Annotated in this window: 19 protein-coding genes; 10 read left to right on the top strand and 9 right to left on the bottom strand. The window is 74.7% G+C overall.

All coding sequences use genetic code 11. The features are described 5' to 3' along the window. The coding region (locus tag FH969_RS15445) for a hypothetical protein (RefSeq protein WP_218975277.1) at nt 1-215 on the bottom strand (215 nt) is incomplete at its 3' end. Between FH969_RS15445 and FH969_RS06920 the strand changes: the two genes are divergently transcribed. Next, nucleotides 214-1,125, top strand: a complete 912-nt coding sequence (locus tag FH969_RS06920; RefSeq protein ID WP_139986596.1) for a hypothetical protein — start codon at nt 214-216, stop codon at nt 1,123-1,125. The genes FH969_RS15445 and FH969_RS06920 overlap by 2 nt on opposite strands. 199 nt (nt 1,126-1,324) lie before the next feature. Here FH969_RS06920 and FH969_RS06915 read toward each other — a convergent pair whose 3' ends face one another. The 3 genes from FH969_RS06915 to FH969_RS15215 form a co-directional block, all read right to left on the bottom strand. Further along, nucleotides 1,325-2,905 (bottom strand): DUF7059 domain-containing protein, encoded by a 1,581-nt coding sequence (locus tag FH969_RS06915; RefSeq protein ID WP_139986603.1) that lies wholly within the window; start codon nt 2,903-2,905, stop codon nt 1,325-1,327. A gap of 109 nt (nt 2,906-3,014) precedes the next feature. After that, nucleotides 3,015-4,283: a hydroxyacid-oxoacid transhydrogenase gene (locus FH969_RS06910; RefSeq protein WP_139986595.1), complete on the bottom strand. Its 1,269-nt coding sequence runs from the start codon at nt 4,281-4,283 to the stop codon at nt 3,015-3,017. Beyond that, nucleotides 4,280-4,657 (bottom strand): hypothetical protein, encoded by a 378-nt coding sequence (locus FH969_RS15215; RefSeq protein WP_180359708.1) that lies wholly within the window; start codon nt 4,655-4,657, stop codon nt 4,280-4,282. The genes FH969_RS06910 and FH969_RS15215 overlap by 4 nt, the downstream gene beginning before the upstream one ends. Nucleotides 4,658-4,698: 41 nt before the next feature. Between FH969_RS15215 and FH969_RS06900 the strand changes: the two genes are divergently transcribed. After that, nucleotides 4,699-5,580 carry a PucR family transcriptional regulator gene (locus tag FH969_RS06900; protein ID WP_139986594.1) on the top strand — a complete coding sequence of 294 codons (882 nt, stop codon included), beginning with the start codon at nt 4,699-4,701 and terminating at the stop codon, nt 5,578-5,580. A gap of 71 nt (nt 5,581-5,651) precedes the next feature. Here FH969_RS06900 and FH969_RS06895 read toward each other — a convergent pair whose 3' ends face one another. Beyond that, on the bottom strand, nt 5,652-6,191 hold the full coding sequence (locus FH969_RS06895; protein ID WP_108719049.1) for a hypothetical protein: 540 nt from the start codon (nt 6,189-6,191) through the stop codon (nt 5,652-5,654). Then, complete coding sequence (locus FH969_RS06890) at nt 6,188-6,970, bottom strand: YpsA SLOG family protein (RefSeq protein ID WP_139986593.1); 783 nt, start codon at nt 6,968-6,970, stop codon at nt 6,188-6,190. The genes FH969_RS06895 and FH969_RS06890 overlap by 4 nt, the downstream gene beginning before the upstream one ends. A 95-nt stretch (nt 6,971-7,065) precedes the next feature. On the opposite strand from FH969_RS06890, the gene FH969_RS06885 reads away from it, so the two are divergent. The 6 genes from FH969_RS06885 to FH969_RS06860 all read left to right on the top strand — a co-directional run bounded on the left by FH969_RS06885 (nt 7,066) and on the right by FH969_RS06860 (nt 13,141). After that, complete coding sequence (locus tag FH969_RS06885; RefSeq protein WP_139986592.1) at nt 7,066-8,193, top strand: sigma-70 family RNA polymerase sigma factor; 1,128 nt, start codon at nt 7,066-7,068, stop codon at nt 8,191-8,193. 93 nt (nt 8,194-8,286) lie between these two features. Beyond that, a complete protein-coding gene (locus FH969_RS06880) occupies nt 8,287-9,627 on the top strand; it encodes an MFS transporter (protein WP_246071748.1) in 1,341 nt (446 codons plus the stop codon). A gap of 200 nt (nt 9,628-9,827) precedes the next feature. Further along, nucleotides 9,828-10,400, top strand: a complete 573-nt coding sequence (locus FH969_RS06875; RefSeq protein WP_139986591.1) for a hypothetical protein — start codon at nt 9,828-9,830, stop codon at nt 10,398-10,400. Further along, nucleotides 10,393-10,692 carry a hypothetical protein gene (locus FH969_RS06870; RefSeq protein ID WP_139986590.1) on the top strand — a complete coding sequence of 100 codons (300 nt, stop codon included), beginning with the start codon at nt 10,393-10,395 and terminating at the stop codon, nt 10,690-10,692. Before FH969_RS06875 ends, FH969_RS06870 begins: the two co-directional genes overlap by 8 nt. Further along, nucleotides 10,689-12,479: an alpha/beta hydrolase gene (locus FH969_RS06865; RefSeq protein WP_139986589.1), complete on the top strand. Its 1,791-nt coding sequence runs from the start codon at nt 10,689-10,691 to the stop codon at nt 12,477-12,479. The genes FH969_RS06870 and FH969_RS06865 overlap by 4 nt, the downstream gene beginning before the upstream one ends. Further along, entirely contained in the window at nt 12,476-13,141 is a 666-nt protein-coding gene (locus tag FH969_RS06860; protein WP_139986588.1) for a hypothetical protein, read from the top strand. Before FH969_RS06865 ends, FH969_RS06860 begins: the two co-directional genes overlap by 4 nt. Before the next feature lie 148 nt (nt 13,142-13,289). Here the strand turns inward: FH969_RS06860 and FH969_RS06855 are convergent, their stop codons facing one another. Beyond that, nucleotides 13,290-15,590, bottom strand: coding sequence for a sodium-translocating pyrophosphatase (locus FH969_RS06855; protein WP_108719042.1), 2,301 nt, complete (start codon nt 15,588-15,590; stop codon nt 13,290-13,292). A 180-nt stretch (nt 15,591-15,770) separates the two neighbouring features. On the opposite strand from FH969_RS06855, the gene FH969_RS15210 reads away from it, so the two are divergent. Then, entirely contained in the window at nt 15,771-16,853 is a 1,083-nt protein-coding gene (locus FH969_RS15210) for a hypothetical protein (RefSeq protein ID WP_180359707.1), read from the top strand. Nucleotides 16,854-17,135: 282 nt separating this feature from the next. Here the strand turns inward: FH969_RS15210 and argS are convergent, their stop codons facing one another. Together argS and FH969_RS06835 are read right to left on the bottom strand one after the other, a co-directional pair. Then, nucleotides 17,136-18,881: an arginine--tRNA ligase gene (argS, locus tag FH969_RS06840; RefSeq protein WP_139986585.1), complete on the bottom strand. Its 1,746-nt coding sequence runs from the start codon at nt 18,879-18,881 to the stop codon at nt 17,136-17,138. Between the two features lie 138 nt (nt 18,882-19,019). Continuing rightward, entirely contained in the window at nt 19,020-19,448 is a 429-nt protein-coding gene (locus FH969_RS06835; RefSeq protein WP_139986584.1) for an META domain-containing protein, read from the bottom strand. A gap of 170 nt (nt 19,449-19,618) precedes the next feature. Here FH969_RS06835 and FH969_RS06830 point away from each other — a divergent pair, with 170 nt between their 5' ends. Next, nucleotides 19,619-22,324 carry a DEAD/DEAH box helicase gene (locus FH969_RS06830; protein ID WP_246071747.1) on the top strand — a complete coding sequence of 902 codons (2,706 nt, stop codon included), beginning with the start codon at nt 19,619-19,621 and terminating at the stop codon, nt 22,322-22,324. Nucleotides 22,325-22,490 lie beyond the last annotated feature (166 nt).

Here is a 22,490-nt window from a genome sequence, read left to right as displayed (position 1 = left end):
CGCGAGAGGAAGTCCGTCCTTTCGCGAGAGGAAGTCCGTCCTTTCGCGAGAGGAAGTCCGTCCTTTCGCGAGAGGAAGTCCGTCGCCCGCCGTAGGCGACCCGCGCCCGACGGCGAGCCGACCGACCGCGGCGCGCTCGCCGTCGTCCACAGGTCTTTCCACAGGTTTCTCGCGCAATCGGCCGGCAGCGCCCCCGCCGCGAGATCCTCGACCATGGGACTCGTCAACGACGGACACCCGTTCCGCCTTGAGACCGCCTGCGACGTGGGACTGCGCCCCTTCCAGATCCGGCACGCGCTCCGCAGCGGCGAGCTGCGGCGCGTCTTCACCGGGGTGGCGGTGGACGGTCGCGCGCCCGACACTCCCGAGCTGCGCCTCCGAGCGCTCGCGCAGGTCGTCCCGCCACATGCTCTGGTGGCCGACCACACCGCCGCGTGGGGCTACGGCGTCGACACCCGCCCGCCGCACATGCTGCACGACGACCGCCCGATGATCGTCGTGCCGCACGGCCGCGCGCGACCCGTGAACAGCCGAGCGATCGTGCGCCAGTCCACGGTGCCCGACGCGGACACCGTGGAGATCCTCGGGTTGCGCATGACGTCACCGCTCCGCACGGCCGGGGATCTGCTCAGACTCGCGTGGCGGCCCCACGCCCTGGCCGCCGCGGACGCGATGGTCCGCGCGAGGGTCGTCGCCGTCGACGAGGTCGGCGAGCTCGTCGCGACCTTCCGCCGCCTTCCCGGCACGCTTCAGGCACAGGAGCTCGCGCCGCGGATCGACGCGGCCGCCCAGAAGCACGGCGAGTCCTGGATGCGCTGCCGCATCATGGACGCCGGCCTCCCGCGCCCGACCCTGCAGCACGAGGTGGTCCTGCGCGACGGGCGGTGGAAGTACCTCGACGCTGCGTGGCCCGAGAAGCGCGCCGCCGCGGAGTACGACGGTCGCGAGCACCACACCGCCGACCCCGACGTCGAGCGCGATCGCGCACGGCGCGAGGAGGTGACGGAGCAACTCTACTGGACGTTCGCCGTCGCGCGGTATGAGCGCATCTTCGGCACCGACGACTCGTTCGAGCGCGAGCTCGGCGAGACGCTCAAGGTCCAGGTGCGGCCGCGGCGGTGGTGAACGCGAGCACGACGGCGAGCATCACCTCGCGAGCGCAAGGATCCTCTCGCGAAAGGACAGAAAGCACCTCGCGAAAGGACCAACTTCCTCTCGCGAAAGGACGGAGATCCTCTCGCGAAAGGACGGAAAGTACCTCGCGGACGCCTGGGGCGCGGCGGGGCCAACGAACAGAGCCGGCGAACGGAGCCAGCGAACCGGGTCAGACGCCGGGCGGCAGCAGCAGCCCGTCGACGACGAGCCCCCGCACCTGCGGCGCGAGCTCGGCCGCGAGCGCGTCCGCCGGCGCCTCGAGCAGCGCGGCGAGCGCCGCGACGATCTGCGCACCGGTGAGCTCGCCGTCGCTCGCCCCGACGAACGCCGCGAGCGCGGTGTCGGCGCGCACCGCCCGCGAGAACCCGCCACCGGAGCGCAGGAGGATGACCGACGGCGAGCCCTCCCCCGGCGTGTGGAAGCGCTCCTCGGTGACGTCGCCGGCCACCACCCACGCGCGCGCGAGCAGCTCCGCGTCGCTCAGCCCCCGGACAGCGTCGACCGCCGCGAGCACGTCCGCGATCGCTCCGCCGAGCGGCTGGTGCACCGTGCCGGTGACCTCCTCGACGCGAACCCACGGCGCGAGCCCCGGTCCTGCCCCCGGGTCAGCACCAGCGCCAGCACCAGCGCCAGCACAGGGTCGCCGCAGCGTCACGAACCCGAACCCGACCCCCTCCACGTCCCGCGACGCGAGGTCCGCGAGCCACGCCTCGTACGCCCGCGCGTAGGCGTCGCCCGACCGCTCGGGCGTCTGTCCGCCGTCGCGCAGCCACAGCTCGGCGTACTCCGCCGGGTCCTGCACCTCCCGCTGCACCACCCAAGCGTCCAGCCCCAGCCCGGCCACCCACGAGCGCACCCGCTCGTCCCACGCCTCGCCGCGCCGGTGCTCCCAGTTCCCGAGCAGCTGCGCCACTCCGCCTGGCGCGAGCAGGTCGCCCACGCTGCGCACGAGGTCACGCACGAGGTCGTCGCCGGCCGCGCCGCCGTCGCGGTAGGTGAACTCCGTCAGCCCCGACCCGCGCGGCGTGATGACGAACGGCGGGTTGCTCACCACGAGGTCGAACCGCTCGCCCGCGACCGGCTCGAGCATCGACCCCCGCCGCAGCTCCACCACCGCGTCCGGCGTGTTCAGGGCCGCGTTGAACCGCGCGAACGCGAGCGCCCGCGCGTCGATGTCGGTCCCGACCACCCGCCCCGCGTGTCGCGTCGCGTGCAGCGCCTGGATCCCGCACCCGGTCCCGACGTCGAGCACCGCCTCCCGCGGCGAGCGCACCGTGATCTGGGCGAGGGTCCGCGACGCCCCGCCGACGCCGAGCACGTGCTCCGCGGGCAGCGCGCCACTGTGCCCGGCGCCCGCCCGCGCGACCTCCGTCGGGTCCGAGGCGAGCCACCAGTCCAGCGCACCCTCGGCGTCGACCGCGGCGTACGGCGCGAGCTCGACGGCGGAGCGCACCTCGTCGCTCGCGTCCTCGCCCGCCGCGGTGGCCAGGCCGAGCGCGACCAGGCCGCGGCTCCCCAGGCGCGGCAGCGCACGGTCGAGGGCGGCCCGGGGCACGGGCCGTCCGAGCTGGAACAGGCGCAGCAGGGCGGCGGCTCTCTCGCGGCCGGCGGGCGTGTCGGGTGCGGTGGCGAGCAGCGCGGGCACGGCCTGCTCGCGGTCGAGCGCGTCGGCGGCGACGGGACCGAGGAGCTCCCGCACGCCGTCGACCGTCCAGCCGGACGCCTCGAGATCCTCGTGCAGCGCGGACATCAACGACGGATCGGCCAGCGGGGCCTCGGCCAGGGTCACCGCTCCAGGGTAGGGGCCGCCGCCGCGCCGGGACCCGCCGTCGCCGACGGGCCCCGGGCAGCGGCGACGCTCACCAGTTCTGGATCGACCGGGTGAGGATCCCGGCGACGTCCTCCTCGGTCGGAACACGTGAGCAGGTGGACAGCAGCCGCTGCTGCTTCATGGTGCCGGGGACGAGGTCGGGCACGTCGGCCTCGGTGTAGCCCACGCCGCCGATCCCGTTCGGGATGCCGATGTCGCGCATCAGGTCGATCAGCGCCGCCGGCAGCTGCTCCCGCGGGTCGGGCGTGGGCGAGGCGTCGGGTGCGAGCAGTCGCGCCACCGTGAGGTGGCGCTCCGGCGCACCCTCGAACGTGAACCGAAACGCCTCGGGGGCGGTGAGCGAGACGGAGATGCCGTGCGGCACCATCGGCTCCTCCTGCGGGTACCCGGCCGGGTGGTAGTCCTTGACCATCCCCGCGATCGGGTAGCCGTTGGCGTGCGGGATGTGCACGCCCGCGTTGCCGAACCCTATCCCCGCGAACGTCGCCGCGAGCATCATGTCGGCGCGCGCCGCGGCGTCGCCCGCACGCACGGCACGTCGGAACGAGGACGCGAGCAGCCCCAGGGCCTTCTCGGCCCACATGTCGGAGACGGGGTTCGAGCCGCAGTACGTGACGCGCTGCTCGGGCGTCTTGCGCTCGAAGTCCTCGTACCACCGCGCGGTGTAGGACTCGGCCGCGTGGCACAGGATGTCCATCCCGGCCGAGGCCGTGACGTTCGCCGGCAGGGTGAGGGTGACCGAAGGGTCCACGATCGCCATCGTCGGACGCATCCGCCAGTGGCTGATGCCCGTCTTCACCTTGAGCGAGAGCACGTCCATGATGCAGACGTTCGTGGACTCCGCACCCGTCCCGGCCGTCGTCGGCACCGCGAACAGCGGCTGCAGCGGCCCGGGCGGGACCTGTGCCCGACCGATCGGGGCGTTGAGGTAGTCCATCAGCTCGCCCGGGTAGGTGGTGAGCAGGTTGACGGCCTTGGCGGTGTCGATCGTGGACCCGCCGCCGACGGCGACGAACGCGTCCCACGGACCCTCCTGCGCCGCGTAGGCGATCGCGTCCTCCATCGAGGCGTCCGTCGGCTCGACGTGCACGCCGTCGTAGACCCGGGCCTCGACCCCGTACCGGGCGAGGGACTCCACCACGCGGTGCGGCACGCCGGTCTCGGCCACCCTCGGGTCGGTGAGGACGAGCACCCGGGACACGCCGTACTGCGCGACGTCGAACCCGATCTCGTCGACGGCGCCCGCACCCACCTTCAGCGGCGCGGCACCCCACGTGAAGACGCTCTCCCGGGTCACGACGGCGTTCCCCTCGTCGAGCGGACGGGCGCGGTCGGGCGGGGCACGGTTGGGCGGGGTGGGGTGGTGACGGGCACGGTCGGGCGGGCGGCGGCCGGGCGGGACACAGGTGGGAAGTCCGGCGCCGACGCGTCCACCGCTCCCGCGCCACCCGCGCCCGCGGCTCCTCGCACCTCGGCGATCGCCGCCGCGACGTCGTCCCCGGCCCGCAGCGGCCTCCCGGCGAAGATGCCCTCGTGCGCGAGCACGGGACGCCGGTCTCCGGCAAGCTCGGGGTGGCGCTCCTCGAGCTTCTGCCGACGTGAGGCCTCCCGGTGCCAGTACGCCACGGCGTCGGGGTGCCCGCCCGCGACGGACCGCCAGCTCCGCGGCATCTGCTCGCGCGGGCTGCCGAGGGGACCAGCACCTCGCGACCGTGCTGGTGCACACCGGCACCGACGTGCTCGACGAGCGGTCGCGGCGCCTGCTCGCGCGCGCCGGGCCCGTGGTCGCCGCAGCGGTCGAGGTGCAGCGCCGACTCGTCGACGCCGAGCAGCGCACCCGCACCGACCTGGTCGACGAGCTGGTGCACGCCGAGCGCATCACCGCCGACCTGCGCGCCAGGCTGGCCGCGGTGGGGTTCGCCCGGCGCGGCACGATCGCGGTGTACGTCGTCACCACGCGGGACCGCCCCGTTCCCGGCGTCCCCGCCGTGGCGGAGTCCGTGGCGGGGTCCGTCGCGGAGTCCGCCGCAACGTCGGCGGCGGTGCTGGTCGCGGCGCACCGCGGGGCCCAGTGCGTGATCGCGCAGGTGACCGACCCCGCTCGCTTCGCCGCGCAGCTGCGGGACGCTCTCGCCCCGGCTGGCCCCGTGGTCGGCTGGGCGCTCGCGCCCGGCGGTCTCGCCGACGTCGCCCGCGCCCACGAGGTCGCGCACCGTGCGGCGGCGGCGCTGCACGCGATCGGCACGGTGCCGGCCAGCGCGGACCCGTCGACGCTCGGCCTGGCGGGCATGCTCGCGGCGGGCACCGACCCGGCCGTGGTCGCCGCACTAATCGAGCACCAGGTCGGGCCCCTGCTGTCCTACGACCGCCGGCACCGCACCGAGCTCACCCGAACGGCCCGCACCGTGCTGGAGTCCGGCAACCTGCGGGCGGCTGCCGCACAGCTGCACCTGCACGTCAACACCGTGCGTCAGCGGTGCGACCGGATCGCCGCACTGCTCGGTCCAGACTGGTCAGGTCCTGGGCACGCCGGCGACCGGCTGCTCGCACTGCGGCTCTGGGCAGTGCGCGGCGCCCTCGAGGAGGCAGGCTGAGCTCCGGCGCGCGGCGCCGGACTCGGGCGCCGACGCCACCGAAAGAGCCGTGCCCGACGGCGAGCCCCCGGTCACGCGACCACCTCGCCGCGGGCGCGGCGCCGGTACGCCAGCAGGATCGTCACGGCGAAGCCGGCGACCGCTGCGACGGCGGCGGGGATGGCCGCGAGGATGGCGAGATAGATCGCGCCCTGCGCCACCTGCTCGAGCGCGAGGGCGATGAGCAGGACCGCACCCCACACCACCCCGCCGGCGACGACCGCGCCGACCAGGCCGAGCGCCACGGCCAGCACGGCGAAGCCGCGATCGCTGACGCGGGCGGAGAGTCCGCGCCGCGTCAGCAGGAAGGTCGTGAGCAGCACGAACACCGCGGCAGCGGGCACGAGCCCGACGACCGCGCCCGTCCAGCTCGGGACGTCCAGGTCCGCCTCCCGGCGGACGGCCGAGATGAGGACGGCCACGACGAACCACGTCGCGCCCGTGGCGAGGATGCCCACCAGCACGGGCCCGAGGGCGGCCGACCACGCCGCGCGGGGCGGCACGGCGGGTGAGGTGGGAGCCCCGGGGAGCCCGGGCAGACGGGTGGGGCCGGGGCGGTCGGGCGTGGTCACGGGCCCATCATGCCGTCGGCGTCGGCACCCGCACCGATGCCTGCGTCGGCGCCCGGCTCGGCACCGGTGCCCGCACCGGTGCTTGCGTCGGCACCCGCACCGGTGCCCGCGTCGGCGCCCCGCTCGGCACCGGCACCCGTCCGGGGCCCGAGCACGGCGAGCAGCAGCCCGTGCGCCAGGGCGTAGCCGGCTGGCCACTCGCTCGCACGCGGTCCGGCGACGTTGAGCACCACCCCGGCCGGCCGTCCTGCTGCGACGGTGCGCAGCCAGTCGCGCACACGTGCGACGACGTGGGGCGAGGCGCCCGTGACGCCCGCGCCAGGCTCGTGCGCACCGGGCCGAGCGGCGACCCCGGCACCCGCCCGGGCGCCGGCGGAGACTCCCGCCCGACCGTCGAGTCGACACACGAGCACGGGCCGGCCGGTCGCGGCCGCGAAGTGCAGGGTGAGCTGCGTCCCGGGCGAGCCGACGTCCCCGGCGCTCGCTCCGCCGTCGGGCACGAGGACGAGGGTGGCATCGCCGTCGCGCACGTTCGCGCGGGTGCGCTCCTCGGGGTCGGCCGACGGCGTCTCCCGCAGCCCGGGATAGTCCGCGCGGATCCCGGGCGGGACCGGGCGGTCCTCCGCCCAGCCACCGGCCGGGCACCAGCCGCCGTAGGGCAGGCCGAGACGGACGGCGACGTCGAGCGCGGCACGGTCGACGCCGGTCTGGCCGCCGGAGACGAGGCGAGCGACGAGCGTGTCCGGCGCTGTGGTGGTCGCGGGCGACGGGGTCGGCACCGGGCCGACGGTACGCCAGAGCCCGATGTCGGACCCCGGTGCGATGCTCCCGGCAGTCGGGTGACGAGGCCCGGAAGAGCCAGGGGGTGGCTGAGATGGACGAGTCGAGGCAGGCGTGGTCGGCGGACCCGACCGCGGAGGACGACGGGCCGGCGCCGCGACTGACGCGCGCGGGCGGGACCCAGGACGCGGTGAAGGACTACCTCCGACGCATCGGGCACGTGCCGCTCCTGCACGCCGAGCAGGAGGTCGATCTCGCCAAGCGCATCGAGGCCGGCCTGTTCGCGCGGGAGCGGCTCGCTGCGGCCACAGCGGCAGCGCTGTCGAGGCGCCAGCGGCGGGAGCTGGAGTGGGTCGCGGCGGACGGGCGGCGCGCGAGGAACCACCTGATCGAGGCGAACCTGCGCCTGGTGGTGTCGCTGGCCAAGCGGTACACCGGCCGCGGGATGCCGCTCCTGGACCTCATCCAGGAGGGCAACCTGGGGCTCATCCGCGCGGTGCAGAAGTTCGACTTCACCAGAGGCTTCAAGTTCTCGACGTACGCGACCTGGTGGATCCGCCAGTCCATCACGCGCGCGATGGCGGACCAGGCCCGCACCGTCCGGCTCCCCGCGCACCTCGTCGAGGACATTACCGGCGCCTCCCGCGCGCGCCGCGAGCTGACCGACGCCCTCGGACGTGTTCCGACCGACGGCGAGCTGGCGTCCGCGCTCGGCACCACACCCGCCCGGGTCCGCGAGCTCCGACGCCACGAGCGCGAGCCGCTGTCGCTGGACGCGCTGATCCCCGCGCTCGAGGCCGGCGGCGCGGCCGTGCGCGATCACGACGGCGTGGCGTGGGTGCCGCTGTCGGCGGCGGTCGTCGACAGCGACGCCGAGACGTGCGAGGACCTGTTCGATCGCGCGGAGCTGCGGCGCAGGGTGGTCGCGCTGCTCGGCGGGCTGACCGAACGCGAGGCGGGGGTGCTCGCGATGCGAGTCGGGCTCGACGGCGGGGAGCCGCGCACGCTCGACGAGATCGGCCACGTCTACGGCGTCACCCGCGAGCGCATCCGGCAGATCGAGGCGGCGGTGCTGCAGCGGCTGCGCGCGAGCACGGGCGCGGCCGACCTCCTGGCGTTCGCGCCCGCCTTCGCGCCGCCGACCGGTGAACGTCCCGGCACACGGCCCGGCCGCACCGGGCGTGCCACGCGCTGCGCCACCCAGCACCCGCTCGCGTCGTGACCGCGCGAACTCGCGGTGAGCAGCAGATGACGCTCCGTCGCACGCCCGCCCGGCGTGCGCTCGTCGGTCCTGGCGCGCCGTACCCTGCGAGACGTGGACCACGACGGCGTCATTCTCCCGCCCCCGCACGTACCGCCGGGCGGACACCCGTCCCCCGAGCCGGGGCTCGCCGAGCGACCCGCCAGCCGGGGTGTGGTCGCCGCCTGGGGCCTGTGGGACTGGGGCCAGCAGACGTTCAACACGGTGATGCTGACGTTCGTCTTCTCCGTCTACATCACGAGCGGGATCGCCGCCGACGAGACCTCCGGCAGCGCCGCGTTCTCCTCCGCGCAGACCTGGGCCGGCCTGCTCATCGCGCTGCTGTGTCCCGTGATGGGCCGCTTCGCCGACCGGTACGGCCGCCGTCGCCGTCTCCTGGGCATCTCGACGTTCGCACTCGCCGCGGCGATGGCGTCGCTGTTCTGGGCCGCGCCCGACCCGTCCTACCTCACCTACGCCGTCGTGATGATGGCGGTGGCGAGCGTGCTGTCCGAGATCGCGAGCGTGTTCTACAACGGCATGCTGCTGCAGATCGCGACCCCCGCCACGTTCGGCCGCATCTCCGGCATGGGCTGGGGCCTGGGCTACCTGGGTGGTCTCGTGGCGCTCGTCGCGTGCCTGTTCCTCTTCGTGCTCGGTAAGGACTCCCCGAACCTCCAGCCCGTCGCGCTGTTCTCGGCGGCCTGGACGGCCGTCTTCTGCCTGCCACTCGTCGTCGCCGGTCCGGACTCCCCGCACCCCGACGGCGGGGACCGGTTCTCCTTTCTCGGCGCCTACCGCGACATCGCCCGGCACATCGTCGGCCTCTGGCGCACCGACCGCGCGCTGCTGCACTTCTTCGTCGCCTCGGCTATCTTCCGGGACGGCCTGGGCGCGATCTTCGCCTTCGCCGGCATCATCGCGGGCGGAACGTTCGGGTTCACCTCGCAGGAGGTGATCTACCTCGGGATCGCCGCCAACCTCGTCGCGGGTGCCGCCACGTGGGGGCTCGGCCGGGTGGACGACCGCCTCGGCCCCCGCCTCGTGGTCGTCGCGGGCCTGGTGGCCCTCATCGTCGGCTGCGTCGCGATCTTCCTCAGCGACGGCAAGACCGCCTTCTGGATCTGCGCGATGGTCATCTCGCTCTGCGTGGGACCGGTGCAGTCCGCCTCGCGCTCGATGCTCGCTCGGATGACGCCGCTCGGCCGCGAGAACGAGAACTTCGGCCTGTACGCGACCACCGGCCGCGCCGTCAGCTTCCTCGCGCCGTTCGCGTTCACGGTGGCGATCGCGATCGGGGGGACGCAGCGCGCGGGAATCCTCGGGATCGTCGTCGTGCTCGCGCTCGGTCTCGTCGCGTTCCTGCCGCTGCGGGACGTCCGCACCGAGCCCGTGCGAGCTCTGCCTGTGGCGTGACGGACGCCGACCGGCCCTGGCCGGCCCTGACCGGCCATGCCCAGCACGTCCCTGACGAGCACGCCCGGCCCTGGCGACCCCCGCTCGGCCCGTCCGACCAGCACGTCGACCCACCGGGGCGCCGGCGCCGCGGCCGCACCTGTTGCCGCGGCCACGCGCCGAGGGCTAGGGTGCCAGGTTCGCCTGCCGACGGAGGAGCCATGACCGAACCCGACGGACCGCCGCCCCCGCAGCCCCCGCGGAAGCTCCCCGCCGACCCGTTCTGGCGTCGCTTTCGCGAGCTGAAGCCCGAGGTGACGCTCGTGCTGCTGCCCGAGGCTGCGCCGTCGGGCACCGACGGCCAGGGGCGCGACGAGCGCGCCGAGGCGACCGCCCCGCCGCCCGTCGACTCCGCCACGGTGCTCGCCGAGGCCGAGCAGGCCGGCCGCCACCTGCGGGTCGCCGCCCGCTCGCTCATGCTCGACGGCGAGCCCACGGACACGTGGATCACGCCGGCGCGCGGCCTGATCGCCGCACGGCAGACCCTCGTCGCCACGACGCCGCCGGACCTCCCGGACGCCCGGACGATCGCGTTCCAGCTCTCGCGGCTGGGCTGGGACACCGTGGTGCGCGCATCCCGCCGGCCCCACACCACCTGGGTCGAGGGCACCGGCCGCGGCCGCACGCTGCGGTTCTCGGCGGTCGGGGACACCACCACGCTCGTCGTCACGTCGGCGCCGCTGCCCGTCGCGGCGGACACCGACGCCGAGCTGCGAGGTGAGCCGCGTGGATAGGTTCTCCGTCGACATCGGCATGGTGAACACCGCCAGCTACGCGTGGCGCGAGGAGGCGAACGTCCTCGCGGGTGGGGCCACCACCATGGGAGCCGTCTCGGCGACCGGCGTGGGCGACGGCGTCGAGGACGCGGTGTCGACCTTCCTCACCACCTGGGCCAAGTACGCGAGCGACCAGTCGACGCTCGCCGACTCCATGGCGGACCGGCTCGACGAGGCAGCCAAGGCGTACACCGTCTCCGACTACGCGGCGCAGGACGCCTTCGCGCAGTGGTTGGAGGGCGAGAAGTGACGGTCATCGACCTCCCCCCGACCCTCGACCTCGTCCCGGTCGTCACGGGCGACCCCGAGGGTGTGGACGACATCGCCCGATCCCTGCGCGACGCCTCCGCCGTCTTCGACGACCTGGACTCGACGGCGAGCGCGAACGTCGCGCCGTCGGGGTGGGAGGGCGAGGCCGCGGAGTGCTACGGCGCCCGGGTGCGCGAGGTTGCGGCCGACGCCGGCACCACCTCCCTCACGCTGCGGGCGGCGGCGCTGGCGTTCGACACGTACGCCGACGAGCTCACGTCGATCCGGACCGAGCGCGAGCGGCTGGTCGACGACCGATACGCCTACCGCGCCGCGCTGGTCGACCTGCGCCAGGACATCGAGGCGACCGGCGGCCACACCCCCGCCACCCAGGAGCAGATCGCCGAGTTCCAGTCCCGGGCGAGCGACCTGCGCACCTGGTACGCCACGCACGTGGCCGACGTCGAGGCGATGCTCACGCGCGTGACGGCGAACGACGAGGCGCTGCGCGCGGTGCTCACGTCCTACGCGACCATGGCCGACGCGCGCGTGAACACCGCCGGCGGTGATCCGGCCGACGCGCTCATGCAGCGTCCCGGTGCGCCCGGCACCGGCGGGACCGCCGAGGACACGGCGGCCTGGTGGAACGGCCTCACCGAGGCCGAGCAGGCCGCCGTCATCGCGGCGTACCCCGAGGTCATCGGGGCCGCCGACGGCCTGCCCACCGTCGCGCGCGACGAGGCCAACCGCCTCATGCTCGACAACGACCTCACGGCGCTCGGCCAGGCCGAGGCGAACGGCACGATCACGTTCGAGCAGCAGCGCATCCTCGACAACGCGCGGGCCGCCCAGCGCGGCCTGGACGAGGCGGCCAGCACCGTCGACCCGATCACCGGCGAGACCCTGCCCGCGTTCCTGCACCTCTACCAGCCCGACGCGTTCGACTACGACGGTCGGGTGGCGATCGCGGTCGGGAACCCCGACACCGCCGACAACGTCACGACGCTCGTGCCAGGCATGACCACCACGGCGCAGGACGCGGCCGGGTACGCCGAGGACGCGGGAAACATGGTCCAGTCCGCGCGCCTGTCCGGCGCGGGCAGCACCGCGGCGATCGCGTGGATCGGGTACGACGCGCCCAGCGACTGGGACACCGGATCCGTCCTCTTCGAGGGCAAGGCCACCGAGGGCGGGGAGCTGCTCGCGAACCACGTCGCCGGGCTCCAGGCCGCCCGGGGGGACAACCCGCCCCACATGACGGTCGTCGGCCACAGCTACGGGTCGACGACGATGGCGCACGCCGCGACCGACCACGGTATGGGCAGCATCGTCGACGACCTCGTGTTCCTCGGCAGCCCCGGCGCGGGCAACGCGGAGCACGCCTCGAACCTGGGCCCGGCGCAGGTGTGGGCCGGCAACGCGAGCCGGGACCCGGTGGCGCGGCTCGCGGACGACGGCTGGGTCAACGGCGGCACCTTCTTCGGCGCGGGCATGGGCCGGGACGTCGCCGAGGACACGTTCGGCGCCATCCGGTTCCAGGCGGAGGACGTCGACCGCAACGCGTGGCAGGACGACGGGTTCATCACGTCCATGCACTCCCACTCCAGCTACTGGGAGCCCGGCTCGGAGTCGCTGTACAACCTCGGTCTCATCGTCGGGGGGAACGACGCCGCGGTGGTGCAGGCCGGCCACACGTACGACCCCTGGTACGCCAGAGTTCAGGATCCCGAGTACGACCGCACGCCAAACACCTACCCCGATCGCGTGGCCGCGGAGGGCGACGGATGACCGCGCGACGCGGCGCCGGCGACGACGGCGTGCGCCGGCGCCGCGGTCGGCGCGGCCCGGTCGCGGCCGCGGTCGCCGCCCTCGTCGCCTCGTCCTGCCAGTCGGGCACGACGGCGAGCGACACCCTCGACGACCTCGTCGCCACCCGCGCCGCGGTGCTCGAGGCGGCCGAGCGCGACGTCCCTGCGGTGGCCGACGCCGTCGGCGGCACGGTCCGGCACGCCTACGGTGAGGCGTCGTTCGACGAGGCGGTCCTCGGCGGACCGTTCGACGTGTCGTACGCGGCCTCGGGCTGGATCGACGCCGATCCCGTCGCCACCGACGAGCTCGAACGCCTCGTCGCTCAGCTGGGGTACACGGTGTCCGAGCCGACGGCGACCCCGAGCCGCGTCTCCGCGCTCACCGTGGTCGGCAGCGCGAGCGGAGTCTCCGAGGACGGCGCGCTCGTCCTCACCGTGCGCTCGATCGACCGGGTCGAGACCGACAGCCCGACGACCGGGGACCCCGTGAGCGTGCCGCCGCGCGTGGAGGTGACGGTGGCCGCGACCCAGGTCCCGCGGATCTCCCGCGAGGACATGGACTCCTATCTCGACGAGTACGGCGACGCCGACCGGGACCTCGGGTGGGCTCCCCCGCCGTCGGCCGCTCCGAGCGGCGGCTGACCGGCGGCTGCTCGGAGACCGCCTCGCAGGCGGCCGAGAACCTCTCGCAAAAGGACCAACTTCCTCTCGCAAAGGACTGACATCCTCTCGCGAAAGGACCGACTTCCTCTCGCGAACGGGGTGCGCGCGCGCTCGGCGGGCAGCGCGGTCAGTGCACCGCGGCGCTCTCCGCCTCCGCGGTGTTCGCGCGGTCGGTGCGCGTGGCCCGCAGCCGCGAGGCGAGCACCGCACCGCCGGCGATGAGCGCGGCGACCACCGCGACGGCGACCCGCAGGGTGTGGTTCGCGTCCGCCGTCGCGCTCATGGTCACCACGGCCGGCGCGACGAGCACCGCGACGAGGTTCATCACCTTGATGAGCGGGTTGATCGCCGGGCCGGCGGTGTCCTTGAACGGGTCGCCCACGGTGTCACCGATGACCGCGGCGGCGTGCTCGGGCGAGCCCTTCCCGCCGTGCTGACCGTCCTCGATGATCTTCTTCGCGTTGTCCCACGTGCCGCCGGAGTTGGCGAGGAACACGGCCATGAGCACGCCCGACGCGATGGCCCCGGCGAGGAAGCCGGCCAGCGGCCCGACGCCGAGTCCGAAGCCCACGGCGATCGGCGCGAACGCCGCGAGCAGGCCCGGCGTGGCGAGCTCGCGGAGGGAGTCGCGGGTGCAGATGTCCACGACCCGGCCGTACTCGGGCCGCTGCTCGCCGGTCATGATGCCCGGCATGGTGCGGAACTGGCGCCGCACCTCCAGCACGATCGCGCCGGCGGCACGCGTCACGGCGTCGACGGCGAGCCCCGAGAACAGGAACACGGTCGCCGCCCCGAGGATCACCCCGACGAGGGTGATCGGCGAGATCACCTGGTACGTCATCATCGAGGCGACGAGGGCGTCGGAGGCGTCCGCGACGTTGTCGCCGAGCGACGTGAGCGAGTGGCTGACGGCGTCGGCGTAGGAGCCGAACAGCGCGGTCGCGGCGAGCACCGCCGTCGCGATCGCGATGCCCTTGGTGATCGCCTTGGTCGTGTTCCCGACGGCGTCGAGCTCGGTGAGGATCGCCGCGCCGTTCTCGCTGACCTCGCCGGACATCTCGGCGATGCCCTGCGCGTTGTCGCTCACCGGCCCGAACGTGTCCATCGCGACGATGACGCCGACCGTGGTCAGCAGGCCGCAGCCGGCCACCGCGATGAGGAAGAGCGAGAGCCAGATCGAGCCGCTCGCGAGCAGGAAGACCCCGCAGATCGCGGCCGCGATGACGCCCGCGGTGTAGACGGCCGACTCGAACCCGACGCCGATGCCGGACAGCACCACCGTGGCCGCACCGGTCCGGGTGGTGGCGGCGACGTGCTGGGTGGGCCTCGTCGTCGTGCCCGTGTAGTAGCCGGTGATCGCCAGGATCACGCCCGCGAGGACCACGCCGATCACGACGGCGCCGGCGATGACGAGCCGCGGGTCGCCGCTCACGTCGCCGATGTCCGCGGTGCCCTGCAGCGCGTCGAACGAGCTGGGCAGGTAGAGGAACGCGGCGATCGCGGCAAGCACCACGCCGGCGACGGCGGAGAGCGCGAACCCGCGGTAGATCGCGCGCAGGCCGTTCTCGTTCGCGCGCATCCGGGTGAGGTAGACGCCGACGACGGCGACGAGCGCGCCGATCGCGGTGACGATGAGCGGGAACACCATGCCCTGCTCGCCGAGGGCCGCCTTGCCCAGGATGAGCGCGGCGACGAGGGTCACGGCGTAGGACTCGAAGAGGTCCGCGGCCATCCCGGCGCAGTCGCCGACGTTGTCCCCGACGTTGTCGGCGATCGTGGCCGCGTTGCGGGGGTCGTCCTCCGGGATGCCCTGCTCGACCTTGCCGACCAGGTCGGCGCCGACGTCGGCGGCCTTGGTGAAGATTCCGCCGCCGACGCGCATGAACATCGCGAGCAGCGCGGCGCCGAAGCCGAAGCCCTCGAGCACAGCGGGCGCGTTGGCGCGGAACACGAGCACCACCAGGCACGCTCCGAGCAGCCCGAGGCCGACCACGCTCATCCCCACGACGCCGCCGGTGCGGAACGCGATCCGGGCGCCGGTCTCCTTGCCGCCCGGGCGGTCGGCCGAGGCGGCGACCCGCAGGTTCGCGCGCACCGCCAGCGACATGCCGAGGTAGCCGATCGCGGCGGAGAACGCCGCGCCGAGGAGGAAGGCGACCGAGCGGCCCACGCGCACCCCGCCGTCGCCCGGCAGGAGGAACAGGAGACAGAAGACGAGCGCCGCGAACAGGGCGAGGGTGCGCAGCTGGCGGGTGAGGTAGGCGCTCGCGCCCTCCTGGATGGCCGCGGCGATCTCGCGCATCCGGGTCGATCCCTCGTCGGCCTCCAGCACCTGGCTGCGCAGGCGTGCGGCGAGCAGGAGCGCGCCCACGGCGACGAGTGCGATGACGGCCACGATGACGAGGCTCGAGGTTCCCAGCTGGGGCATGTGCGGTGTCCTCCTCGACACGACCACGCGAAGCGCGTGCTGTCTCCCCCGATCCTCCACGACCGGGCGTCCGGCAACCATAGTCGAGCGTGAGATGCGCGACGCCGGCTTGACGCGCCACGTCCCCGTCCGGTGCCATGGACGCACGGCCGGGGGGCCACGAAGCACCAGAGGATCACGATGCGCACAGCCCTGATGCGCCGGACCGGTGCGGCGATCGTCATCGTCGCGGCCTCCGGCGCTCTGGTCGCGTGCACCTCGAGCGCCGAGCTCCCCAGCGAGCCCGCCGTGATGGAGCCGGCCTACCCCGCGTACACCCCGCCGGCCTCGGACGAGGACGCCACCGAGGCCGCCGCGCCCGGTCCGGCGCCGAGTGCGTCCGCCGCGCCCTCGCCGAGCGCATCGCCCACGCGGCGGCCCGTCGCCGGCGGTTCCCGGCCCGCGCCCGCGCCGGGCGCGCCGGCGTCGTCGTCGGCCCCGGAGGCCAGCGCCGCACCCTCCCCCGGTGCGCCGGTCGAGCCCGCGCCGACGACACCCACCGCATCGCCCCGGCCGACCACGCCCACGCCGGGTCCGACGGCGAGCCCCACCCCCGCGGTCACACTCGCCTCCCGGTCGTGGTCGCCCCGGTGCGGGCAACCCGCGACGCCCCCGACGCCGAACGCGGTGCTGTCGCTCGCCGTCGACCCCCTGCCCGCCACGCCGAGCGGAACCGCACTGCGCGGGACCGCCGTGCTCACGACGACGGCGAGCATCGCCCCGGAGCAGTACTTCGCCACCGTCACGGTGCTCCAGAACGGCGTGGTCGTCTCCCGGCCGCCGGTCGGCACGGACGCCGGTCCGGTGCTCGCGCTGACGCCGGGTGAGAGCATCGTCGTTCCCCTGAGCCAGGACCTCGCGGCCGACTGCGGCACGGCGCTGCCGACCCCGGCTGCCACCGCCGCGGCGGGTGGCTCCCTGCTCACTCCTGCGGCTCCGGACGGTGCTGTGGAGGCGGCCTCGGACGAAGCCGAGGTGAGGGCCGCGGACGCCGCCGCGCCGGACACGGCCGGCGGGGTGGGCGGGGGTGACGGCGGCGGCGTCGGAGGTAGCGGCGGTGACGGCGGGGGCGACGGCGTCGGCACCCCGGGGACAGGCTCGGCGACGCCCGCCCCGAGCATCGGCGACCTGCCGCCCGGCGAGTACGTGGTCGTCGTCGCCGTGCACGTGGTGCGCGACGGCGGCCTCGTCGTCGCGGCCACCGCGCCGCTCACCATCACCTAGTAGCGCGCGCTCTCGACCGGTCGCCCACCGCGTCTCGGCGAGGACGGCACGCCCAGAACGGACTGAGGCGACGAGAACGGCCCCCCGCGAGCGACCCACCCGAACACGCCTCGCCGAGAACGGCCCGAGGCGACGAAAACGGCCCGCAGCGGGCCGTTTTGGTCGCCACGGGCCGTTCTCACGGTGAAGCGCCGACCAGGCCGGGCGCGCAGCCCTCGATCCCGGGCGCGCAGCTCCGACATCCGCCCGGGCGCGCAGCCGCCGATCCCGGGCGCGCCGCCCCTACATCCGCTCGGGCGAGGCGATCCCGAGCAGGTCGAGCCCGTGCACGAGGACGCGCAGCGTGGCCGCGGTGAGCGTGAGCCGCGAGGACCGGGTGGCCTCGTCGTCGGCCGTGAGCACGGGGCACGCGTCGTAGAAGCTGGTGAACGCCTGAGCCAGCTCGAAGAGGTAGCCCGCGAGCCGGTGCGGCGCCTGCTGGTCGCCGACGTCCGCGACGACCGCGCCGTAGCCGAGCAGCGCGAGCGCGAGCGCCCGCTCGGTGGGCTCACCGAGCACGACGGGCGCGGACTGGGTAGCGGGGTCGAGCTCCGCCTTGCGGAAGATCGACCGGATCCGCGCCGCGGCGTACTGCAGGTACGGCCCGGTGTTCCCGGTGAGCGCGAGCATGCGGTCGAAGTCGAAGACGTAGTCCGTGTCGTGCGCGACCGACAGGTCGGCGTACTTCACGGCGCCGACGCCCACCTGGCGCGCGATGTCGGCGCGCTCGGCCGGCGTGAGGTCCTCGCGGGACTCCTCGACCACGGCGCTCGCCCGGTCCACGCCCTCCTGCAGCAGCGCCGCGAGCCGGAGCGGCGCGCCGGAGCGGGTGCGCAGGATCTTGCCGTCCTCCCCCAGCACCGAACCGATCTGGACGTGCACGGGGACGGTGCGTTCGCCGTCGGGCCGGGTGAGCCACCCGGCCTTCTCCGCGGCGGCGAAGACCATCCGGAAGTGCAGCGCCTGCGAGGCGCCCACGACGTAGAGGATTTGGTCCGCGTGCAGCTGCTGCGCGCGGTAGCGGATCGCGGCGAGGTCGGTGGTGGCGTAGCCGAAGCCGCCGTCGGACTTGCGGATGATGAGCGGCAGCGGCTTCTCGTCGCGGCCGGTGAACCCCTCGGGGAAGACGCACAGCGCGCCGTCGCTCTCGACGGCGAGCCCGAGCCGCTCGAGCTCGTCGCACACGTCCTGCAGCATCGGGTCGTAGAAGGACTCCCCGGCGAGGTCGTCGTCGGTGAGCGTGACGGCCAGCGCGTCGTAGATCGCGTGGAAGTACTCGGTCGAGTGGCCGATCATGCCGCGCCAGATCTCGATCGACTGCGGGTCCTTCGCCTGCAGCAGCACCACCCGCTCGCGCGCGCGGGTGGCCCAGGCGCCGCCGTCGGAGTCGTCGTCGAACTTCGCGCGCGCGGCCTGGTAGAAAGCGTTCGGGTCGGTGCGCAGGAGATCGGCCTCGGCCGACTCGCCGCCGACCTCGAGGTAGTGCTCGATGAGCATGCCGAAGGGCGTGCCCCAGTCGCCGATGTGGTTCTGCCGGATCACGCGGTGGCCGAGCGCCTCGAGCGTGCGGGCGAGCGCGTCGCCGACGATCGTGGTGCGCAGGTGGCCAACGTGCATCTCCTTGGCCACGTTCGGGGCGGAGTAGTCGATCGGGATCACGCGCGCCGGCTGCACCGGGACGCCGAGGCGGGGGTCGGCGACGAGCGCCGCGATCTGGCGAGCGATCCAGTCCTTGTTCACGGTGACGTTGAGGAACCCCGGCCCGGAGACCTCGACGGTGCCGACGTCGGACAGGTCGAGCTCGGCGAGGATCGCCGCAGCGGTCTCGCGCGGGTTCCGGCCCACCTTCTTGGCCAGGGCGAGGGCGGCGTTGGCCTGCGTGTCGGCGAACTGCGAGGGGCGCAGCACGGGGTCCACGTCGGTGAGGCCGAAGGCCGCCTCGATGGCGGCGGAGACACGGTCACCGAGGACCGAGGCGGCATCGAGCATGGGGTCCAACCTACCGTCGCGGGCTGTGCCGAGACCCCGCGGCGACCGTGGCTTGCGGCACGCGAGGGCCCGACGGCGTCGCTCGCCGTCGGGCCCTCTCGTACGGTGGGAGGTGGGGCGGTCGGAGGTGGTGTCGCGTCAGGCGGCGACGAAGACCTGGCTCACGCCGTCGCCCGTGGTGAGGGTGAGGGTCGCACCGGCGACGTCGGCCTGCACGACGCCCTCGAGGAACATCAGGAACGCGTGCTCGGCGGCCATCACGTCGTTCGGGCCGCCCATGAGCGTCGTCATGAACGGGGCGAAGTCGACGGTGCCGTCGGCGTTCACGACCATCGTGGTGGCGTACCGGTTGAGGCCGCCCGAGCCGCTCACGTGGCCGTCGGGCGCGACGTCGAGCGTGATGGCCGGGTTGCTCTCGAGCACCCACGAGCCGACCGGGAGCTGAGCGGCGGGCGCGGCGTCGACGCGGCCGGCGACGCCGAACGTGAGGACCGTGGTGAGCAGCAGCAGCGCGACGGCGAGCGCGGCAGCGACGCGGGGACGGACGACGGTCTGGGTGCGGGTCATGACGAGTCTCCTTGGTGAGATCGGGTCAGGGCCGGGCGGCTTCCTACTCTCTCTGTGTCGAGGGGCGGAGATCTCTTGCAGCGACAACGAAGTTCTTTCCGGCGCTTGGCCGGGGCTTGGTCACGGCTTTGCCGATCGGTGGTGTCGCACCCGCGGGGGAGGATGGGACGGTGACGGCGGGGAGTGTGGTGAACGACGTCCCGCGCGGTGGTGCCCCGAGCGCGCTGGACGCGCTGCTGACGACCCCCGCGCGCCGCGCGAGCCTCCTGCACGTGGCCGAGCTCCCGCCGCGCGAGGGCGAGCGCGCCCTCTGGCCTGACTGGGCGCCGTCGCGCCTCGTCGAGGCCTACCGCGCCAGCGGTGTGAGCGCGCCGTGGCGGCACCAGGTCGAGGCGGCGCAGGCGGTGCACGACGGCGCGCACACGGTTCTCGCGACGTCCACCGGTTCCGGCAAGTCGCTCGCGGCATGGCTGCCGGCGCTGACCGCGGTGCTCGCGGCGCCCGCCCCGACCGGCAGCGTGGCGTCGATCCGACGACGCGCGAGCGTGTTGTACCTGTCCCCCACCAAGGCGCTCGCCGCCGACCAGGCGTCCGCGCTCCACGCGCTGCTGGCCGCGGGCGGCCTGGATCGCGACGTTCGTGTCACCACGTGCGACGGCGACACCCCGCCCAACGAGCGCGACTGGGCCCGCGCGCATGCGGACGTCGTGCTGAGCAACCCCGACTTCCTGCACTTCACGCTGCTGCCGGGACACGAGCGGTGGTCGCGGTTCCTGCGCGGCCTCACGCACGTCGTGCTCGACGAGTGCCACGCGTACCGGGGCGTGCTCGGGGCCCACGTCGCGCTCGTGCTGCGCCGCCTGCTCCGGATCGCGGCTCACCTCGGCGCGACCCCGGTGGTCGTCGCCGCGTCCGCCACGGCGGGCGAGCCGGGCGAGACGCTCGCGCGACTCATCGGCGTGCGCGCCGAGGACGTCGTCGCGGTCACGCGCTCGACGGCGCCCCAGGGCCGCCGGCACGTCGCGCTCTGGGAGCCGCCGCCGGTCGATGCGCCCGACGGCGAGGACTGGGCCCTCGAGGCACCCGGCGGCACGCCCGCGAACGACGGCTACCCCGCCTCGCCGGGGTGGGCGTCGTCCCCGGGCTCGCCGTCCGATGCGGCGTGGGCGAGAGGTGGCGACCCCTCGGATCGGACGACGGACGACGCTCCGCCGGGTCCGCACCCGGTCGACGCACGGTCGTCGCCTCGCGAGCCCACGCGGTCGGGCGAGCCCACGCCGTCGAGCGCGCCCACGCCGTCGGGTGCGCCGCAGGACGTGGTGCGCCGCAGCGCGCTGCGGGAGACGACCGACCTGCTCGCCGACCTGGTGCTCGCCGACCGGCGCACGCTCGCGTTCGTCCGCTCGCGGGCGGGGGTGGAGTCGGTGGCGACCGAGACCGCGCGCACGCTCGCCCGGCGCACGGGCGGCGGGCTCGACGCGCTCAGCTCGCTGGCCGCCGACGACGTCGTCGACCCCGTCCCCACGCTGGAGGCTGGCGGGTCGGTCGCCGTCGCCGCCTACCGCGGCGGCTACCTGCCGGAGGAGCGGCGGGTGCTCGAGCGCGCGCTGCGCGAGGGGCGCCTGGGCGCGCTCGCGACCACCAACGCGCTCGAGCTCGGCATCGACGTCTCGGGCCTGGACGCGGTGCTCATGGCCGGCTGGCCGGGCACGCGCGTGTCGTTCTGGCAGCAGACCGGCCGTGCCGGGCGCGCCGGCGCCGACGGCGTCGCGGTGCTCGTCGCCGGCGCCAACCCGCTCGACACCTATCTCGTCCACCACCCCGAGGCGATCTTCGACGAGGCGGTCGAGGCGACCACGTTCGACCCGTGCAACCCCTACGTCCTCGCGCCGCACCTGTGCGCGGCGGCGGCCGAGCTGCCGCTCACCGCCTCCGACGTGGACCTGTTCGGCCTGTCGGACGACGCGCTGCTGGTGGAGCTCGGCCAGCGCGGTCTGCTGCGGCGCCGCCCGGGCGGCTGGTACTGGAACTTCGCTCGGCCGGAGTCGCCGTCGCGCCTCACGGACCTGCGAGGGGGTGGGGCGCCCGGCGTCGCGGTGGTCGAGACCGCCACCGGCACCGTCCTGGGCACGGTCGACGGCGGGCGGTCCGACGCCGTCGTCCACCCCGGCGCGGTGTACGTCCACCAGGGGCGGACGTACGTGGTGGACGAGCTGACCGAGGACGCCGCGCTCGTGCACGCGGAGGTCGCGGCCCACCGCACGGCGGCGCACGCCGCGCACCACGCGACGCTGCTCGACGTCCGCTCCCGTGCCGTGTGGGGACCCGTGACCTGGGCGTACGGGCCGGTCGAGGTCACCTCCCAGGTCCAGTCCTACGACGTGCGCCGGCCGCCGTCGATGGCCGTGATCGGCACGGTGCCGCTCGAGATGCCCGTGCGGACGCTGCCGACCACCGGTGTGTGGTGGTCCTGCCCCACCGACGTGCTGACGGCCGAGACTGGCATCGCCCCGGGCGAGGTCCCGGGGGCGCTGCACGCCGCGGAGCACGCCGCGATCGGCGTGCTGCCGCTGCTGGCGACGTGCGACCGGTGGGACATCGGGGGTGTCTCAACGGCGCTGCACCCCGACACCGGCGCGCCGACGGTGATCGTGCACGACGGCTACCCCGGCGGCGCGGGGTTCGCCGAGCGCGGGTTCCGCGCGGCGCAGCGCTGGATCGAGGCGACGTACGAGGCGGTGGCGTCGTGCGGGTGTCACCGCGGCTGCCCGCGGTGCGTGTTCTCGCCCAAGTGCGGCAACGGGAACCACCCGCTGGACAAGGGCGCCGCACTGCGCGTGCTCGCGTTCCTGCGGGCGGTCGCACCCTCGAGCTGACACGGCCGTCCGAACGCCCGACCCGGATCCGTCCCTCGCAGGCGCTGCGAGTGCCCGCGAGCGCCGGCGGTCGGCACGCGATCGTCGCCGCGATGCGGCCGGGCAGAGCGTGTGCCCGCGAGCACCTGCGTCAGCACGACGGACACCACCAGGACGTGTGCTCGCC

Source organism: Miniimonas arenae (assembly GCF_006351005.1).
GTDB classification, from domain to species: domain Bacteria; phylum Actinomycetota; class Actinomycetes; order Actinomycetales; family Beutenbergiaceae; genus Miniimonas; species Miniimonas arenae.
Note: the sequence above shows the minus strand (reverse complement) of the source record. Positions and strands in the feature narration are given on the sequence as shown.

Coding starts and splice junctions, on each gene's coding strand:
- FH969_RS06920 (WP_139986596.1), top strand. CDS start 214: ATGGGACTCGTCAACGACGGACACCCGTTCCGCCTTGAGACCGCCTGC.
- FH969_RS06915 (WP_139986603.1), bottom strand. CDS start 2,905: ATGTCCGCGCTGCACGAGGATCTCGAGGCGTCCGGCTGGACGGTCGAC.
- FH969_RS15215 (WP_180359708.1), bottom strand. CDS start 4,657: ATGCCGCGGAGCTGGCGGTCCGTCGCGGGCGGGCACCCCGACGCCGTG.
- FH969_RS06885 (WP_139986592.1), top strand. CDS start 7,066: ATGGACGAGTCGAGGCAGGCGTGGTCGGCGGACCCGACCGCGGAGGAC.
- FH969_RS06875 (WP_139986591.1), top strand. CDS start 9,828: ATGACCGAACCCGACGGACCGCCGCCCCCGCAGCCCCCGCGGAAGCTC.
- FH969_RS06860 (WP_139986588.1), top strand. CDS start 12,476: ATGACCGCGCGACGCGGCGCCGGCGACGACGGCGTGCGCCGGCGCCGC.
- FH969_RS06855 (WP_108719042.1), bottom strand. CDS start 15,590: ATGCCCCAGCTGGGAACCTCGAGCCTCGTCATCGTGGCCGTCATCGCA.
- FH969_RS15210 (WP_180359707.1), top strand. CDS start 15,771: ATGCGCACAGCCCTGATGCGCCGGACCGGTGCGGCGATCGTCATCGTC.
- argS (WP_139986585.1), bottom strand. CDS start 18,881: ATGCTCGATGCCGCCTCGGTCCTCGGTGACCGTGTCTCCGCCGCCATC.
- FH969_RS06835 (WP_139986584.1), bottom strand. CDS start 19,448: ATGACCCGCACCCAGACCGTCGTCCGTCCCCGCGTCGCTGCCGCGCTC.